This is a genomic window from Polaromonas sp. P1_F8, from assembly GCF_056405635.1.
In genome coordinates this window covers 1,696,276-1,711,480 of record NZ_JBFUBS010000001.1, presented here as the reverse complement: position 1 = coordinate 1,711,480, position 15,205 = coordinate 1,696,276, and the positions used below count along the sequence as shown (strand labels likewise).

The 15,205-nt window shown below is 62.3% G+C and carries 16 protein-coding genes; 9 read left to right on the top strand and 7 right to left on the bottom strand.

Going from position 1 to position 15,205, the window contains the following annotated elements; genetic code table 11:
- Window positions 1-45: 45 nt before the first annotated feature.
- From AC1D1J_RS08175 to AC1D1J_RS08160, 4 genes are read right to left on the bottom strand one after another with little or no spacing between them, the layout of a single operon-like run.
- Window positions 46-1,260, bottom strand: a complete 1,215-nt coding sequence (locus AC1D1J_RS08175) for a vWA domain-containing protein (RefSeq protein ID WP_477687334.1) — start codon at window positions 1,258-1,260, stop codon at window positions 46-48.
- Between the two features lie 25 nt (window positions 1,261-1,285).
- A complete protein-coding gene (locus tag AC1D1J_RS08170) occupies window positions 1,286-1,873 on the bottom strand; it encodes a GNAT family N-acetyltransferase (protein WP_477694375.1) in 588 nt (195 codons plus the stop codon).
- Window positions 1,874-1,875: 2 nt separating this feature from the next.
- Window positions 1,876-2,103 carry a hypothetical protein gene (locus AC1D1J_RS08165; RefSeq protein ID WP_477687336.1) on the bottom strand — a complete coding sequence of 76 codons (228 nt, stop codon included), beginning with the start codon at window positions 2,101-2,103 and terminating at the stop codon, window positions 1,876-1,878.
- 15 nt (window positions 2,104-2,118) lie between these two features.
- Window positions 2,119-2,973: an AAA family ATPase gene (locus AC1D1J_RS08160; RefSeq protein ID WP_457282248.1), complete on the bottom strand. Its 855-nt coding sequence runs from the start codon at window positions 2,971-2,973 to the stop codon at window positions 2,119-2,121.
- 135 nt (window positions 2,974-3,108) lie between these two features.
- On the opposite strand from AC1D1J_RS08160, the gene AC1D1J_RS08155 reads away from it, so the two are divergent.
- Both AC1D1J_RS08155 and AC1D1J_RS08150 read left to right on the top strand, forming a co-directional pair.
- A complete protein-coding gene (locus AC1D1J_RS08155; RefSeq protein WP_477687337.1) occupies window positions 3,109-3,777 on the top strand; it encodes a c-type cytochrome in 669 nt (222 codons plus the stop codon).
- 19 nt (window positions 3,778-3,796) lie between these two features.
- Entirely contained in the window at window positions 3,797-4,411 is a 615-nt protein-coding gene (locus AC1D1J_RS08150; RefSeq protein WP_477694374.1) for a DUF4124 domain-containing protein, read from the top strand.
- Between the two features lie 21 nt (window positions 4,412-4,432).
- Here AC1D1J_RS08150 and AC1D1J_RS08145 read toward each other — a convergent pair whose 3' ends face one another.
- Window positions 4,433-4,867, bottom strand: a complete 435-nt coding sequence (locus AC1D1J_RS08145) for a DUF1841 family protein (protein ID WP_477687339.1) — start codon at window positions 4,865-4,867, stop codon at window positions 4,433-4,435.
- A gap of 193 nt (window positions 4,868-5,060) precedes the next feature.
- Between AC1D1J_RS08145 and AC1D1J_RS08140 the strand changes: the two genes are divergently transcribed.
- On the top strand, window positions 5,061-5,282 hold the full coding sequence (locus AC1D1J_RS08140) for a hypothetical protein (protein ID WP_436156572.1): 222 nt from the start codon (window positions 5,061-5,063) through the stop codon (window positions 5,280-5,282).
- A gap of 113 nt (window positions 5,283-5,395) precedes the next feature.
- On the opposite strand, the gene AC1D1J_RS08135 is transcribed toward AC1D1J_RS08140, so the two are convergent.
- Complete coding sequence (locus AC1D1J_RS08135) at window positions 5,396-6,187, bottom strand: IclR family transcriptional regulator (RefSeq protein ID WP_477687340.1); 792 nt, start codon at window positions 6,185-6,187, stop codon at window positions 5,396-5,398.
- 112 nt (window positions 6,188-6,299) lie between these two features.
- On the opposite strand from AC1D1J_RS08135, the gene AC1D1J_RS08130 reads away from it, so the two are divergent.
- From AC1D1J_RS08130 to AC1D1J_RS08105, 6 genes are all read left to right on the top strand, one after another.
- Complete coding sequence (locus AC1D1J_RS08130) at window positions 6,300-7,016, top strand: 3-oxoacid CoA-transferase subunit A (protein ID WP_477694373.1); 717 nt, start codon at window positions 6,300-6,302, stop codon at window positions 7,014-7,016.
- On the top strand, window positions 7,013-7,663 hold the full coding sequence (locus AC1D1J_RS08125; RefSeq protein ID WP_477694372.1) for a 3-oxoacid CoA-transferase subunit B: 651 nt from the start codon (window positions 7,013-7,015) through the stop codon (window positions 7,661-7,663). Before AC1D1J_RS08130 ends, AC1D1J_RS08125 begins: the two co-directional genes overlap by 4 nt.
- 27 nt (window positions 7,664-7,690) lie before the next feature.
- Window positions 7,691-8,893, top strand: a complete 1,203-nt coding sequence (pcaF, locus tag AC1D1J_RS08120) for a 3-oxoadipyl-CoA thiolase (protein ID WP_477687342.1) — start codon at window positions 7,691-7,693, stop codon at window positions 8,891-8,893.
- A gap of 163 nt (window positions 8,894-9,056) precedes the next feature.
- Window positions 9,057-9,812 (top strand): sulfite exporter TauE/SafE family protein, encoded by a 756-nt coding sequence (locus tag AC1D1J_RS08115; RefSeq protein WP_477687343.1) that lies wholly within the window; start codon window positions 9,057-9,059, stop codon window positions 9,810-9,812.
- 210 nt (window positions 9,813-10,022) lie between these two features.
- The gene (locus AC1D1J_RS08110) at window positions 10,023-10,913 is read left to right on the top strand and encodes an adenylate/guanylate cyclase domain-containing protein (RefSeq protein WP_477687344.1); all 891 of its coding nucleotides are present in this window, start codon (window positions 10,023-10,025) and stop codon (window positions 10,911-10,913) included.
- 135 nt (window positions 10,914-11,048) lie between these two features.
- Window positions 11,049-13,280: a serine/threonine-protein kinase gene (locus AC1D1J_RS08105; RefSeq protein ID WP_477694371.1), complete on the top strand. Its 2,232-nt coding sequence runs from the start codon at window positions 11,049-11,051 to the stop codon at window positions 13,278-13,280.
- Between the two features lie 84 nt (window positions 13,281-13,364).
- On the opposite strand, the gene kefC is transcribed toward AC1D1J_RS08105, so the two are convergent.
- Window positions 13,365-15,203 carry a glutathione-regulated potassium-efflux system protein KefC gene (gene kefC, locus AC1D1J_RS08100; protein ID WP_477694370.1) on the bottom strand — a complete coding sequence of 613 codons (1,839 nt, stop codon included), beginning with the start codon at window positions 15,201-15,203 and terminating at the stop codon, window positions 13,365-13,367.
- Window positions 15,204-15,205: the final 2 nt, after the last annotated feature.

Here is a 15,205-nt window from a genome sequence, read left to right as displayed (position 1 = left end):
GCAGTTTACTTGAGCGCCCCAGCGCTCAGGCGTAGGAGGCGAACGCTACTTCGAGAGCATTCGCATGGCCTCTTCAAGGCCCTTGATGGTCAGGGGGTACATGCGCTGGTTCACCAGTTGCTGGATCACGCTGATGCTTTGACGGTATTGCCAGACACCCTGTGGCTCGGGGTTGATCCAGGCGAACTTGGGAAATGCGTTGGTCAGGCGCTGCATCCATTCGGCCCCGGCTTCTTCGTTGTTGTATTCCACACTGCCGCCGGGCTGCAGGATTTCGTAGGGGCTCATGGTCGCGTCGCCGACGAAGATGAGTTTGTAATCCTTGTTGTACTTGCGGATGATGTCCCAGGTCGGGAATTTCTCGCTGAAGCGGCGGCGATTGTTCTTCCACATGAAGTCGTAGACGCAGTTGTGGAAGTAATAAAACTCCAGGTGCTTGAACTCGGCTTTGACGGCCGAGAACATTTCCTCGACGCGGTGGATGTGCTCGTCCATGGTGCCACCCACATCCATCAGCAACAGCACCTTCACATTGTTGTGGCGCTCGGGCACCATCTTGATGTCGAGCCAGCCGGCATTGGCCGCGGTGGAGCGTATGGTGTCGTCCAGGTCCAGTTCTTCGACATTGCCCTGCCGCGCGAACTTTCGCAGGCGGCGCAGGGCGACCTTGATGTTGCGTGTGCCCAGCTCTTGCGTGTCGTCGTAGTCCTTGTAGGCGCGCTGGTCCCAGACTTTGACCGCACTCTTGTTGCGGCTTTTTTCCTGGCCTATGCGTATGCCCTGCGGGTTAAAGCCGTTGGCGCCAAAGGGCGAGGTGCCGCCCGTGCCTATCCACTTGCTGCCGCCTTCGTGGCGCTCTTTCTGTTCTTCATAACGCTTTTTGAGCGTTTCCATGAGTTCGTCCCAGCCCATTTTTTCGATCTTGGCTTTTTCTTCGGGGCTGAGTTCCAGCTCGAGGTTTTTGCGCAGCCATTCGAGCGGAATGTCTTTCGTGAAGTCAGCCAGCAGCTCCACGCCCTTGAAGTAGGCAGAAAAGGCGCGGTCGAACTTGTCGTAATTTTTCTCGTCTTTCACGAGCACCGTGCGGCTGAGGTAATAGAAGTCGTCGATCTTCCAGGCGCCTTCGCCCTCATGGGCGTCGAGCTTGTCGCTGTTCGGGCCGACAACGCCGGCCTGCAGCGCCTCGAGCAGCATCAGGTATTCCTTGACGGAGACCGGCAACTTGGCCGAACGCAGGGTGTAGAAGAAATCGATCAGCATGAAAAACTCCTTGGCGGCGGGCGCGTCAGGCTCTTGGCTTGTCGAGCAGGTACAGCAGTTGAGCTTTCACCTCAGGCCATTCGCCAGCGGCCAGGCTGTACATCACGGTGTCGCGTATCGTGCCGTCGCGGCGCAGGGCATGGCCGCGCAGCACACCATCCTTGCGGGCACCCAGTCGCTCGATGGCGCGCTGAGAGGCGTGGTTGAAGTTGTCGGTGCGCCAGCCGACGACGTTGCAGTCCAGCGTGTCGAAGGCGTGGCTCAGCATCAGCAACTTGCAGGTGGTGTTGACATGGGTGCGCTGGCAGCGTGCGGCGTACCAGGTGTAGCCAATCTCGACGCGCTTGAGGTTGGGCACGATGTCGTGGTAACTGGTGGAGCCCAGCACTTCGCCGGTGGCCGCGTCGGTTACGGTAAAAGCGAAACGGTTGCCTGTCGCCAGCGCGGTTTCAATGTAGCCGCGGGTTTCGTGAGGCTCGGGCACAGAGGTGATGCGCAGCTTCCAGAGTTCGCCGTCGGCGGCTGCGGCCTTGAGTCCTGCTTCGTGTGCCAGCGTCAGGGGTACCAGACGTACGCCTCGCGCTTCCAGGGTCACGGGTTCGACAAACGCCATGCTCACTTTTCCCCCTCGGTTTTTTGCCGGTTCCTCCAGCGCCTGGCCACTTGCAGGCCCAAGCCGCCACCCAGGCCTACCAGCACAATGCCGGCGATGGCGCCGTTACCGTAACCGGCTTCAAAAATATCGAAGCCCAGCAGATGGCCGGCCCAAAAACCGAGAAGCGCGCCGCCGACAAAGCCCACCGCATCCGACAGGCCTTCGATCAGCATGGATTTTTGACTCATGGATTGGCCCTGCGTTCAGCGATTGTTGCGCTGCATGAAAACCAGCTTCTCGAACAGGGTCACGTCCTGCTCGTTCTTGAGCAGCGCCCCCACCAGCGGCGGCACGGCGACCTTGTCGTCCTTGCTTTGCAGGGCGTCCAGCGGGATGTCTTCGGCGACCAGCAGTTTGAGCCAGTCCAGCAACTCGGAGGTCGATGGTTTCTTCTTGAGGCCAGGCAGGTTGCGTACGTCGTAGAACGTCTTCATGGCCGCAGTCAGCAACTCTTTCTTCAAGTCGGGGAAGTGCACGTCCACGATCTGCTTCATGGTGTCGGCGTCGGGGAACTTGATGTAGTGGAAGAAGCAGCGGCGTAAAAACGCGTCGGGCAGCTCTTTTTCGTTGTTGGAGGTGATGAACACCAGCGGCCGGTGCTTGGCCTTGATGAGCTCACGCGTTTCATACACATAGAACTCCATGCGGTCAATTTCACGCAGCAGGTCGTTCGGGAACTCGATGTCGGCCTTGTCGATCTCGTCGATCAGCAGCGCAACCGGTGTTTCCGAGGTAAAGGCCTGCCACAGCACGCCCTTGACGATGTAGTTGTGGATGTCCTTGACCTTTTCGCCGCCGTCCACGGTTGACAACTGCGAGTCGCGCAGGCGCGACACCGCGTCGTATTCGTACAGGCCCTGCTGCGCCTTGGTGGTGGACTTGATGTGCCATTGCAACAGCGGCAAGTTGAGCGCCTCGGCCACTTCCTCGGCCAGCATGGTCTTGCCGGTGCCCGGCTCTCCCTTGACGAGCAGCGGCTTTTTCAGGGCGGCGGCGGCATTCACGGCCAGCATCAGATCCTGGGTGGCGACGTAGTTCTTGGAACCTAGAAATTTCATGTTCTTGGGGGGAGGAGGTGAAAATTGAAAGGGTGTTTGCGCGGGGTGCCGGCAAGGGGTGCCCGGTCTCGGCAGGCCCAGATATAATCCAAGGTTGTTTTATACGATGAATTCCCACCTGATTGTGCGCGCAAAATGAATAAGCTGTTCACCACGATATTCGCCGTAACTGTCTCTTGCGTGACGGTTGCAAGCCTTGCCCAGGAGATCAAGGGCGATGCCAAAGCCGGCGAAACCAAGAATGCCATGTGCATCGGTTGCCACGGCATCAAGGGCTACCAGGCCTCTTTCCCCGAGGTCTACAAGGTCCCGATGATTTCAGGCCAGGGCGCCAAATACATCATCGCCGCGCTCAACGAATACAAAAAAGGCGACCGCAAGCATCCCACCATGCGCGCCATTGCCGATTCGCTGACTGACCAGGACATGGCTGACCTCGCCGCGCACTACAGTGCTGACGGTGTGGTTGCCGGCGCCGCAGAGCTGCCGGCCAAGCCTGCCAAAGAACCAAGCGCGGAAGTCCAGGCTCTGTTGAACAAGGCCAACTGCGCGTCTTGCCATGGCGCCAACTTCAGCAAACCGATTGATCCGGCCTATCCCAAGATTGGTGGTCAGCATGCTGACTACCTGTTCGTGGCGCTCAAGGCCTACAAGACAGAAAACAACCCCAAGGTTGGCCGCGGCAATGCCATCATGTCCGGCATGGCCAAGCAATACACCAATGTTGAGCTGAAGCAGTTGGCCAACTACCTGTCGTCGGTGGACGGCGACCTGAAGGTTGTGCCACAAGCCAAGTTCCGCTAAAGCTTCGCGCCTAGCCGGCATGCACAGGTACCTACGTCGCGTTGCGTTGCTAGCCAGCGCGATTTTGGCCACGCCCCACGCGCTGGCCAGCCCGCACAAATGCGCCGATGAAACGGGACGCATCACCTACTCCGACCGGCCCTGTATGCAGGCCCCCGCTCCTGCAGTCGCAAAGGCGCAGCCCGCGCCTAACAAGGTCAGCGCCGGCGGCAAGCTCACCGAGCCAGTGGTCGACAAGCTGCTGCGTCACGCTATGGAGCTGGGCAACCGGAACGACTACGAAGCGCAATGCGCTCTGGCGGCACGCGACCTGAGTTTCAAGGTGGTCGACCACTCGGTCTCGCCGGCCTTGGTGGTGCAGGGTGGACGCAAGGAAATCTGTGCCCTGCAGCGCGAGGGGGCTCAAGGCCTCATGGCTGCCAACCTGCGTGCAGTCTTCAAAGTTGACAAGATCGCCATCAGCCTGAGCGTCGACGGTAGCCAGGCTGCGGCCAGCTATGAAACGGTCGTCACTCTGAGCGGGCCAGGCCGGGGCAGCCTGTCCCAGCGCTGCAAGCGCGAAGACGTGCTTGGCCTCTACACCGGCGAAATTCTCTACCGGCGCGTGAGCGCCGTCTGCCAGGCCCTGGTCTGAGCACCGGGCGACGGTGGCGCTTTAGTCCGAGGTCGCTCTGCGCTGCACGCAGTCGATATACGCCGCGCCGTCGGGTGGCCGTCCGGCCCGCTGACTTTCCCACACCATCTGCCCCAGGCAGTCCATGGTTTCGTGGTGCGCATCGTGCAGCGAATTGCGTTTGGCCGTCAGCAGCTCGACGGCCTGGCGAATTCCGCGCGGCTGGTCGATGGAGCATTGCTCGCTGATCGACAAATGCATGGACAAGTGCAGAAACGGGTTGGTCTTGCCGGCCTCCACGTCGTACATTTTGTCGAGCGCGCCGTCGGCGTCGGCAAAGTCGGCATGGTATTCGGGATGCTCTTCGATCCACTGGCTTGCTATGGTTTCGATAGCTTCCATCGGTTGACCGGCGCGGGCTTTGGCATAAACAGAGCAGAAAAACCGGCGTACGTCGGCTTGAGAGGGGGTGAACATGGTGAAAGGTTATCACGCAGAGGTTTTCCAACGCCGGCGTGGTGGTTTGCTTATCAGTGTTCGGGCCACGGGGCTCACCGGTCCCGTCCTACAGACAATTTTTGCACCTCTGCCTACATTACGAATCACAGTGGCGCAGTTCCGGGGCAAGGCTACTTCATAACGACCCACAAGCCCGGCGAGGAGATTTCACATGAACGCAGCACGCATCACAGGCATAGTCCTGATCGTTTTGGGCCTGGCCGGCTTCTTCACCGGCGGCTTCAGCTTCACCAAGGACACAACGGCAGCCAAGCTCGGCCCCATCCAGCTGACCGTGAAAGAAAAAGAGTCCGTCAACATTCCCCAGTGGCTCAGCCTGGGCGCCATCGTGCTGGGTGCCGTTGTACTCGTCGTCGGCTTCAAGAAGTCGTAACCGACGGCCCCGTCTCACACCAGCAGGGGCCGCGGGTCCGGCTTCGCCGGCCCTAGGCGCCGCCCCCTCGAGGGGGAACGGGCTACACGAAGTGAGCCCGGACGGGGGTGTGTCTAGATCAACATGCGCGAGATTGCCTGCGCTGCCGCCAGCAGTTGCGGCAGCATCGTTTCCTGCATGGCTTTGGCGCTGGTGCGGTTGGCCTGGCCGCTGATGTTGAGCGCTGCAACCGTCTGGCCGGAGCGGTTGGTGATGGGCGCCGCCATCGACACCAGCCCTTCTTCCAGCTCCTGATTCACCAGCGACCACCCCTGCTTGCGGGCCTGCGCGATCTTGGCCATCAGCTCTTTGATGTCGGTCACGGTGTACTTGGTGCGTGCCGTCAGCTCTGAGGCCTGCAGGCATTTCATGATTTCGGCCTCAGGCAGGGCCGACAGCAGCATCCGCCCCATCGACGTGCAGTAAGCCGGCAGGCGCGAGCCCACGCCCAGGCTGATGCTCATGATCTTGTGCGTCGGCACACGCAGCACGTAGACGATGTCCGTGCCGTCCAGCGCCGCGGCCGAACACGACTCCTTGACCTCCGCGACCAGCGCTTCCATCACCGGCTCAGCCAGGTTCCAGATCGGCATGGAAGACAGATAGGCAAAGCCCAGGTCCAGGATGCGCGGCGTGAGGCTGAACAGCTTGCCGTCGTTGTGCACGTAGCCCAGCGTTTCCAGCGTCAGCAAAATGCGGCGCGCGCCCGCACGGCTCAAACCGCTGCGCCCGGCCACTTCGGTCAGCGTTTGCCGCGGTGCTTCGGTGTTGAACGAGCGTATGACCTCCAGCCCGCGCGCAAACGACTGGACGTAGGCGTCTCCGGGCCTGGGACCGGTAATGGGCGTGGATGCGGCGTTTGCCATGGTGATCAAAATCTCCTAGAATTCATTATACGAACTCTTGTTCTTATGTCGAACAATATTTAAGTGGTGGCTGGATGATTTCTGCAAGCCGCCCGCAGCTGGAGACTTTTGAATGATCAACAAAATTGCCGCCTCCGTCGCCGATGCGCTGGCAGAGGTGAAAGACGGCTCAACCGTGCTGATTGGTGGCTTCGGCACCGCCGGCATCCCCAATGAGCTGATCGACGGCCTGATAGAGCAGGGCGCCAAAGACCTGACGGTCGTCAACAACAACGCCGGCAATGCCGAAACAGGTCTGGCGGCCCTCCTCAAGGCCGGGCGCGTGCGCAAGATCATCTGCAGCTTTCCGCGCCAGGCTGACAGCCAGGTGTTTGACGGTCTGTACCGCAGCGGTAAGCTTGAGCTGGAACTGGTGCCGCAAGGCAACCTGGCCGAACGCATACGCGCTGCCGGCGCAGGCATAGGCGCCTTCTTCTGCCCCACGGGTTTCGGCACCGAGCTGGCACGCAACGCCGACGGCAGCGCCAAAGAAACCCGCGAAATCAACGGCAAGCAGTATGTGCTCGAGATGCCGATCCACGGTGATGTAGCCCTCATCAAGGCCGAGCGAGGCGACCGCTGGGGCAACCTCACCTACCGCATGGCCGCACGCAACTTTGGCCCGGTGATGGCGACCGCGTCGAAGAAGACGATTGCCACCGTGCATGACATCGTTGAGCTCGGCAACCTGGACCCTGAAGCCGTCGTCACGCCGGGCATCTTCGTGCATCACATTGTCAAAATCCCCCGCACCGCCACCCAGGCTGGCGGCTTCAAAAAGGCGGCATGACCATGACGTACCAACGCCGAACCAAAGACCAGCTTGCAGCCCGTGTCGCACAGGACATTTTTGACGGGGCCGTCGTCAACCTCGGCATCGGCCAGCCCACGCTGGTGGCCAACCATTTGCCGGCCGGGCGCGAGGTTATTCTCCAAAGCGAAAACGGCATTCTCGGCATGGGACCTGCGCCTGCCGAAGGCGAGGAAGACTATGACCTGATCAACGCCGGCAAGCAGCCGGTGACACTGCTCAAGGGTGGCTCCTTCTTCCACCATGCCGACAGTTTCGCGATGATGCGCGGGGGGCACCTCGATATCTGCGTGCTGGGCGCCTTCCAGGTCTCGGCCACGGGCGACCTGGCCAACTGGAGCACCGGCGAGCCAGGCGCGATTCCCGCGGTAGGTGGCGCCATGGACCTGGCCATAGGCGCACGCCAAACCTGGGTGATGATGGATTTGCTGACCAAGCAGGGTGCCAGCAAGCTGGTGCAGCAATGCACCTATCCGCTGACCGGCATCGCCTGCGTCAAGCGTGTGTACTCCGACATCGCCACGCTGGAATGCACACCGCAGGGCCTGAAGCTGATCGACACCGTCGAAGGCCTCACGCACGCCGAACTTGAAAAACTGGTGGGCCTGCCGATTGAGGCCGCCTGATCTCACTTCTCTCAACGCACACACACCATGACCCAAGCTTTCATCTGCGACGCCATCCGCACCCCCTTCGGCCGCTACGGCGGTGCCCTCAGCAGTGTGCGTACCGACGACTTGGGCGCGATCCCGATCAAGGCGTTGATGGCGCGCAACCCGAACGTGGATTGGCAGGCCGTCACCGACGTACTCTACGGCTGCGCCAACCAGGCTGGCGAGGACAACCGCAATGTGGCGCGCATGGCCGCCTTGCTGGCGGGCCTGCCCATGGACGTGCCTGGCTCCACCATCAACCGCCTGTGCGGATCGGGCCTGGATGCCTTGGGCAGCGCCGCACGTGCCATCAAGTCGGGCGAGGCCACCCTGATGATCGCCGGCGGTGTCGAGAGCATGAGCCGCGCGCCCTTTGTGATGCCCAAGGCCGAGAGCGCCTTCAGCCGCGCCAATGCGGTGTATGACACCACCATCGGCTGGCGTTTCATCAACAAGCTGATGAAAGAAAAATACGGCGTTGATGCCATGCCCGAAACCGCCGAGAACGTGGCAACCGACTACAAGATCAGCCGCGAAGACCAGGACAAAATGGCGCTGGCCAGCCAGCTCAAGGCCGTGGCCGCACAAAAGGCCGGCTACTTCGACGCTGAAATCACGCCGGTGACGATTGCCCAAAAAAAGGGCGACCCCATCGTGGTGAGCAAAGACGAGCACCCGCGCGAGACCTCGCTCGAAGCGCTGGCCAAGCTCAAGGGCGTGGTGCGGCCCGACGGCACGGTGACCGCTGGCAACGCCAGCGGCGTGAATGACGGCGCTTGCGCATTGCTGCTGGCCGACGAAGCCACCGCCGCCAAAAACGGCCTTACGCCCAAGGCGCGCGTGGTCGGTATGGCCACGGCCGGTGTGGCGCCGCGCATCATGGGCATCGGCCCTGCCCCGGCCACACAAAAAGTGCTGGCGCTCACCGGTCTCACGATGGCGCAGATGGATGTGATCGAACTCAACGAAGCCTTTGCCGCTCAAGGTCTGGCTGTGCTGCGCATGCTGGGTGTGCGGGACGACGATCCGCGCGTCAACCCCAACGGCGGCGCGATCGCGCTGGGCCACCCGCTGGGGGCTTCGGGAGCGCGGCTGGCCACCACGGCCGTCAACCAGTTGCACAAGAGCGGCGGCCGTTATGCGCTGGCCACCATGTGCATCGGCGTAGGCCAAGGCATCGCGGTGATTCTGGAGCGTGTCTAGCTCAGACCGTGACTGGGCATCCCTTGCGCGCGGGGGCGCCTGAGGCGATCGCCATTGCATGGACGGCCTGTGGTGAAATACATCCTCGGTTCCGGTTTGCTATTGTTTTAATAGCTGCTTGCGCCCGTCCCTTCTGGGTAACCGATGTTTTTCACATAAATCCATGGATTTTCCGCTGATCACCGACGCCTTCTTCTATGCCGTGGCAATTCCCGCCGTGCTGATGTTGGGCATCAGCAAAAGTGGTTTTGGGGCCGGCTTCGGGTCTCTTGCGGTTCCCGTCATGGCGCTGGCCGTCACGGTGCCCCAGGCGGCTGCCATCCTGATGCCCGTCCTGCTGCTGATGGACTTGCTGGGGCTGGCGGCTTTTCGCCGGGACTTCGATGTGAAGTTTCTGAAATTCCTGATCCCTTTTGGTTTGATGGGAACCGTGGTGGGGGCGCTGTTGTTCAAGGTGCTGGACGCCAGGGTCGTGGCCGGGGTAGTGGGAATATTCACCTTGTTGTTTTTGGCGCAGCGCCTGTTGTTCCCGCCCCGGCCCGACAGCCCGCCACCACCCAAGTGGCTGGGCGCCATTCTGACGGTGACCTCGGGCTTCACGAGCTTTGTATCTCACGCAGGCGGGCCGCCGCTGAGCGCCTATGTGATCCCCATGCGCCTGAGCCCGGTGAAGTTCACGGCTACCATGGCCGCCTTCTTTTTTGTCATCAACCTTTCCAAGTGGATTCCATACGCCTGGCTGGGTCTGCTGGACCTGCGCAACATGGCGACGTCGCTGGTTTTGCTGCCATTGGCGCCGCTGGGCGTGTGGATAGGCGTGCGCATGGCCCGGAGCATCAGCCCGGTGCTTTTCTACCGTCTGCTGTATGTCGGCATGCTGCTGACCGGGTGCAAGCTGCTTTGGGATGCTTTCCGTTAAAACGCATGAAGCAGGTAGCGCAGGTTCTGATACCGCCCTGCAATTGCTTTACCGGTATTTCCCTTTCCCGTCTACTGCGGCCTGTGAAACCCGGCGCATCCGCTGGGTTCTTGCGGGGAGCCCGGGAATTTCACCGGCCTCTTCACTGCGAATTTCTGTGAGAATTGCTGCCATGAGAACAAGAAGCGCGCACCGCGGCTAACGCCCTTCATGACTACAGTCGTTTTTGCGGATCTTGTGGGCAGCACCAGCATGTTCGAACGGCTGGGCGATGAAACGGCATCGCACTTCGTGACCCAGCTCATCGGCGTGCTGAGCCAGGTTTTCCAGCAACACCAGGGGCGGGTGGTCAAGTTGCTGGGTGATGGCCTCTTTGTGGTGTTCCCCAACGAAGGGGACGCGCTGTCGGCCTGCATCAGTATCCAGAAACGCCTTCAGGAAAAACCGATCAAGCCGGGCGGCAGCGGCACCCCCGTACAGATGCAGATGGGTATCGAGTCGGGTGAAGTGGTTGAAATCGACGGCGACTGTTTCGGTGACACCGTCAATTCGGCCGCCAGGCTCGCAGACCTTGCGGGTGCCGCCCAGATCCTCACGACCGAAAACGTCTGGACCGCCCTGTTGCCCGTCCAGAGGGCATCGCTGCGCAGCATGGGCCCCATGTACCTTCGCGGCAGGGCTGAAGCCAGCCATGTCTACCGGGTCGAATGGCAGGCTGGCCGCGACGAGGATGCCACGATGGCCGGGCGTTCGATGTTCTCCTCACCCAGCCAGGCCTTCCTCGAACTCAGCTTTGCGGAGCAAACCGTCAGGCTGGATTCGAAAAGCAGCAAGCTGGCGCTGGGCCGGGCCGCCGATGCGGCGCTGACCTTGAACGATCCCCGTGTTTCGCGCATGCATGCCACCCTCGAATGGCGTGGCGGGCATTTTGTATTGACGGACGCTTCCAGCTACGGCACCTGGGTGTACCTGGGCAACCAGAGTGAGGCGGTGGTGCTGCGGCGCACCGAGTGCTACCTGGTTGGCAGCGGCCAGATCGTGCCGGGCTGCGAGCGCACCGACGAAAATGCCCCGCTTGTCACGTTTTCCATCAGGACCTGATCCGCGGAAGAGGTCGGATTCCGGACCTTTTTCGCTGCATGATGCAGGCTAGAATCGTTTTTTGTTTCAAGACGTAGGCGTCCCCCTCAGGCCCGCAGCACGGTTTCCGCCAGTTACGTCCATTTCCATTCCCTCATGAGTCTCAAGAAACTTGGCCGTTACGATCTCATCCGCGTCCTCGGCAAGGGGGCGATGGGGCTGGTGTATGAGGGGCGGGATCCCAACCTTGACCGTCGCGTGGCGATCAAGACCATCAAGGTCGAAAATCTGTCGGAAGAGGCCGCCTTAGAGTATGAAGTGCGTTTTCGCACCGAGGCCCGGTCTGCGGCGCGCCTGCAGCATCCGCATATTGTCAGCGTCTATGACTCCGACCGTGACGGCGACATTGCCTTCCTGGTCATGGAATTCGTCGACGGCGACGACCTCAAGCACCACCTGGACAAGGGCAACCTCTACACCCTGGAGCAAACCCTGGGCATCATGGGCGACCTGCTTTCGGCGCTGGATTACGCGCACAGGCAAAGCATCGTCCACCGCGACATCAAACCGGCCAACCTGCTGATCGAGACGAGCGGGCGTGTCAAGCTCACCGACTTTGGTGTGGCGCGCATCCAGGATTCCGGCGAAGCCACCCGTACGCAGGGTTCCATGGTCGGAACGCTGAAATACATGTCGCCCGAGCAGGTGCAGGGCCGGCCGATTGATGCCCGTGCAGACCTGTTTGCCGCCGGCATCGTGCTGTATCAATTGCTCACCGGGAAGCGGCCGTTTGACGGTGACACCGACTTCGCCACCATCCAGCAGATCGTCGGGCATACCCCGGTCATGCCGGGTGCGTTCAATGCCCAATTGCCCGCAGCGCTGGATGCCGTGGTGGCCAAGGCCCTGGCCAAATCGCGCGACCAGCGTTATGCCAGCGCGCAGGAGTTCCTTGCTGCGCTGCAGGCCGCGGCACGCGAGGCGCCCGATATCTCGGTGGTTCCGTCCGCCGTGCCGCCCGGGCCCGGCAGCAATTCAACCTGGACTTCCACCATGCTGTCCGGCGAAGCGCTGGTTGACCAGCCGTCGGGCACCAGCGCCAACATCTCGGTCGTGACGCAGGAGCTCGAGCTCGTCTACTGGAAAGACATCAAGGAGTCCATGGATGTGGAAGACATCCAGGGCTTTCTGGCCAAGTTCCCGTCGGGTATCTATGCCGACCTGGCGCGCCGCCGCCTCAAAAAACTCGGCGTGCCTGGCGCAGACGACTCGGACATCGGCCGGCGCCTGGGTACAGGAACGCTGATTGTTCCGCGTCCCGATACACAACCAGCCCCGCCAGCCCCTCCAGTGTCTGCCAGCGCATCCGCCTCCGGGACCGACACCGACATGGCCTGGAAGGCCCTTGAAGAGGCGGCAGCCAAGGCGCCTTTGCCGCCTCATGTGCCGGTGAAACCCGCCGCCGATGACCCGGATGCCACGCGCCTGGGGACACCGGTGGTCGCTGCGGCAGCTCAGCCGGACCAGGAAGCGCATGACGCATCCACCGACTGGCCGGAGACCGTGTTCAGCGATGCACCCGTGAGCCCGGCAGCACCTGAGCCTGCCAGCGGGCGGCCAACGCAAGGTGCAGCTGCAATTCCCGCCAAGAGCCCAGCCGCGAATACCAACGACGCCGCACGGCCGCCGATAAAGTCAAAATCGGCACGGCGGCGCAGCCCCCTGGCGTCGCCCGGGGTCGCAACGACACCTGCAAAGGCAGCTTCACCTGTACCCTACCGTTACCTGGTGTGGGGTCTGGCGGGCCTGGTAGCGCTGGCCGTCATCGGCCTTGGATGGAAATCCCTTTCCGGCCGAGCTGCCCCTGCCGCCCCGTCTGCCATACCGACCAATAAAGCGGCCAATATAGCGGCCAAGGCAGCGCCCGGCGCGGCGGTGGCCACGCCGGCAGCGTCCACTTCGCCCGTAGTGTCCGCGGCGCCTGCTGCAGCTGCACCCGCAGTGCAAGCTGCGCAGGCCCAGCCTGCGGCTTCGGCTGCCTCTTCTTCTGTGGCGCGGGCACCCCTGTCTGCGGCCTCCAGGGCGGCGCTTGCGGCTGCGGCCGCCACCCGAAAAGCTGCACTGGAAAAAGAGCGGCAGGCCAAGCAGGCTCAGCCCAAATCCGCCGCTACCCCTTCCCCTTCGGCGACCGACCACGCTGCCACGCCGGCGCCGCAGGCCGCGGCCGGCAATCCGCGGCAGGCCTGTGAAGGGCGCATCCTCCTCGGTTTCCAGATCTGCATGTCTGAGCAGTGTGCCAAGCCGGGCTTCGCCCAGCATCCGGCCTGTGTGGAACGGCGGGCCATGGAGCAGCGGCGGCGTGACGCCGAGCAGCAGTCGAACCGGTAATTGCCGTTCGATATCCCTGAGCAGGTGGGTGCTATAAAATCAATAGCTGCTCGCGCCCGTCACTAAAGGCCTGGAGCTGTTTTTTTATTCGGATTCCTGGGCGTGCCAGGCAGCAGGCCGGCGCTGTGCCTGTTGCTGGCGCTCCTGGGCCAGCTGCTCTTCCAGTTGTAAACGCCCCTGGGTGGCCACGGCGATGACCTTGGTGCGGTCCTTGCGGTGCGGGTACATGCGTTCGAACAGCTCCAGGTTGTGCCGGCGAAAGCGCATCGCCGCCTGGCGCGCTTCGTGCGGCGGCTGGCCCAGCAGTTCCAGCACCGTGCGCGCGCTGCGCAGGCTGGACTCGAACACCTCACGTTCCACCTGCATCACGCCGCGGTCACGCAGCGCGTTCCAGTGCGTCACGTCACGCGCGCGGGCGACGATCTGCATCTGCGGAAAATGCTCGCGCGCCAGGTCGACGATCTTGAGCGATTGCTCCATGTCGTCGACCGACAACACCAGGATTTTGGCTGTGGCCGCGCCGGCCGTGCGCAGCAGGTCCAACCGCGTCGCATCGCCGTAAAACACCCGGTAGCCGAAAGCCCGCACGGTTTCGACCATTTCCGCGTCGTGGTCCAGCACGGTGGCCGGAATGCCCTGGGCCAGCAGCATGCGGCCGACGATCTGGCCGTAGCGGCCGAAACCGGCAATGATGATCGGCGCCTCCTGCTGCTCGGAGATTTCTTCGAGTTGCGGCGTGTCGCAGCCGGCCCAGCGCGGCAGCAGCAGCTTGTCGACGGCCACCAGCAGCAGCGGGCTCAGCAGCATGGACAGCGCCACCGCGCCTATCAGCAGTGAGGCGATCTCAGCGGAAAACACATGCGCCCCGGCTGCTGCCTGGAACACCACGAAGGCGAACTCGCCGCCCTGCGCCAGCAGCACCGCGAACACCGGGCGTTCCTGGAAAGGCAGCTTCATGAGGCGCGCCAGACCGTAAATCACCATCAGTTTCAGGCCGAGGAAGCCCACCAGAATGGCGGCCATCAGCCCGGGCGACTTCCAGAGCACGCCAAAGTCGATGCTCATGCCGACGGCAATGAAGAACAGGCCCAGCAGCAGACCCTTGAAAGGCTCGATATCGGTTTCGAGTTCGCGGCGGTATTCACTTTCCGCCAGCAGGACACCCGCCAGAAAAGCGCCCAGGGCCATCGACAGGCCGACGAACTGCATCAGCGCCGCAATGCCCACCACCAGCAGCAGCGAGGCTGCGGTGAAAATTTCGGGTGTACCGCTGTTGGCGATCCAGCGCAGCAGGGGCCGCAGCAGCAGGCGGCCGCCCAGGATGATGCCGGCGATGGCTGCTACGATTTTGATAGCTTCCAGCGCACGACTGGTATGCGCTACAGCCTCATTTTCTCCACCGATTGCGCCCAGCAGGGGCAACAGCGCGAGAATCGGGATGGCTGCCACGTCCTGGAACAGCAGGATGGAAAACCCGGCCTGGCCGCTCGACGTCGGCATCAGATGGCGCTCGCCGATGGCCTGCAGTGCGATGGCGGTGGATGACAGCGCCAGCCCGAGGCCGGCCACCAGCGCAATCTGCCAGCTCACGCCAAATGCCATCGCGACGCCCGTGAGCAGGGCGGCGCACCCCAGCACCTGGGCACTGCCCCAGCCGAAGATGGGTCGGCGCAGATTCCACAGGCGTTTGGGCTCCAGCTCCAGCCCCACCAGGAACAGCATCAACACCACGCCAAACTCGGCGAAGTGGAGGATGTCCTGCACATTGGTAACCAGGCCCAGGCCCCAGGGGCCTATGGCGATGCCGGCGGCCAGGTAGCCGATGATGGAGCCGAGGCCGAGTTTTTTGGCCAGGGGCACGGCAATCACCGCGGCGGCCAGGTAGATAAAGCTGTTGGTCAGCCAGGCTGGTGCATGCTCCATAG

Bases quoted from the DNA above. Each gene is read 5' to 3' on its own strand.
- AC1D1J_RS08175 (WP_477687334.1), bottom strand. From the start codon at position 1,260: ATGCTGATCGATTTCTTCTACACCCTGCGTTCGGCCAAGTTGCCGGTC.
- AC1D1J_RS08170 (WP_477694375.1), bottom strand. From the start codon at position 1,873: ATGGCGTTTGTCGAACCCGTGACCCTGGAAGCGCGAGGCGTACGTCTG.
- AC1D1J_RS08165 (WP_477687336.1), bottom strand. From the start codon at position 2,103: ATGAGTCAAAAATCCATGCTGATCGAAGGCCTGTCGGATGCGGTGGGC.
- AC1D1J_RS08160 (WP_457282248.1), bottom strand. From the start codon at position 2,973: ATGAAATTTCTAGGTTCCAAGAACTACGTCGCCACCCAGGATCTGATG.
- AC1D1J_RS08155 (WP_477687337.1), top strand. From the start codon at position 3,109: ATGAATAAGCTGTTCACCACGATATTCGCCGTAACTGTCTCTTGCGTG.
- AC1D1J_RS08150 (WP_477694374.1), top strand. From the start codon at position 3,797: ATGCACAGGTACCTACGTCGCGTTGCGTTGCTAGCCAGCGCGATTTTG.
- AC1D1J_RS08145 (WP_477687339.1), bottom strand. From the start codon at position 4,867: ATGTTCACCCCCTCTCAAGCCGACGTACGCCGGTTTTTCTGCTCTGTT.
- AC1D1J_RS08140 (WP_436156572.1), top strand. From the start codon at position 5,061: ATGAACGCAGCACGCATCACAGGCATAGTCCTGATCGTTTTGGGCCTG.
- AC1D1J_RS08135 (WP_477687340.1), bottom strand. From the start codon at position 6,187: ATGGCAAACGCCGCATCCACGCCCATTACCGGTCCCAGGCCCGGAGAC.
- AC1D1J_RS08130 (WP_477694373.1), top strand. From the start codon at position 6,300: ATGATCAACAAAATTGCCGCCTCCGTCGCCGATGCGCTGGCAGAGGTG.
- AC1D1J_RS08125 (WP_477694372.1), top strand. From the start codon at position 7,013: ATGACCATGACGTACCAACGCCGAACCAAAGACCAGCTTGCAGCCCGT.
- pcaF (WP_477687342.1), top strand. From the start codon at position 7,691: ATGACCCAAGCTTTCATCTGCGACGCCATCCGCACCCCCTTCGGCCGC.
- AC1D1J_RS08115 (WP_477687343.1), top strand. From the start codon at position 9,057: ATGGATTTTCCGCTGATCACCGACGCCTTCTTCTATGCCGTGGCAATT.
- AC1D1J_RS08110 (WP_477687344.1), top strand. From the start codon at position 10,023: ATGACTACAGTCGTTTTTGCGGATCTTGTGGGCAGCACCAGCATGTTC.
- AC1D1J_RS08105 (WP_477694371.1), top strand. From the start codon at position 11,049: ATGAGTCTCAAGAAACTTGGCCGTTACGATCTCATCCGCGTCCTCGGC.
- kefC (WP_477694370.1), bottom strand. From the start codon at position 15,203: ATGGAGCATGCACCAGCCTGGCTGACCAACAGCTTTATCTACCTGGCC.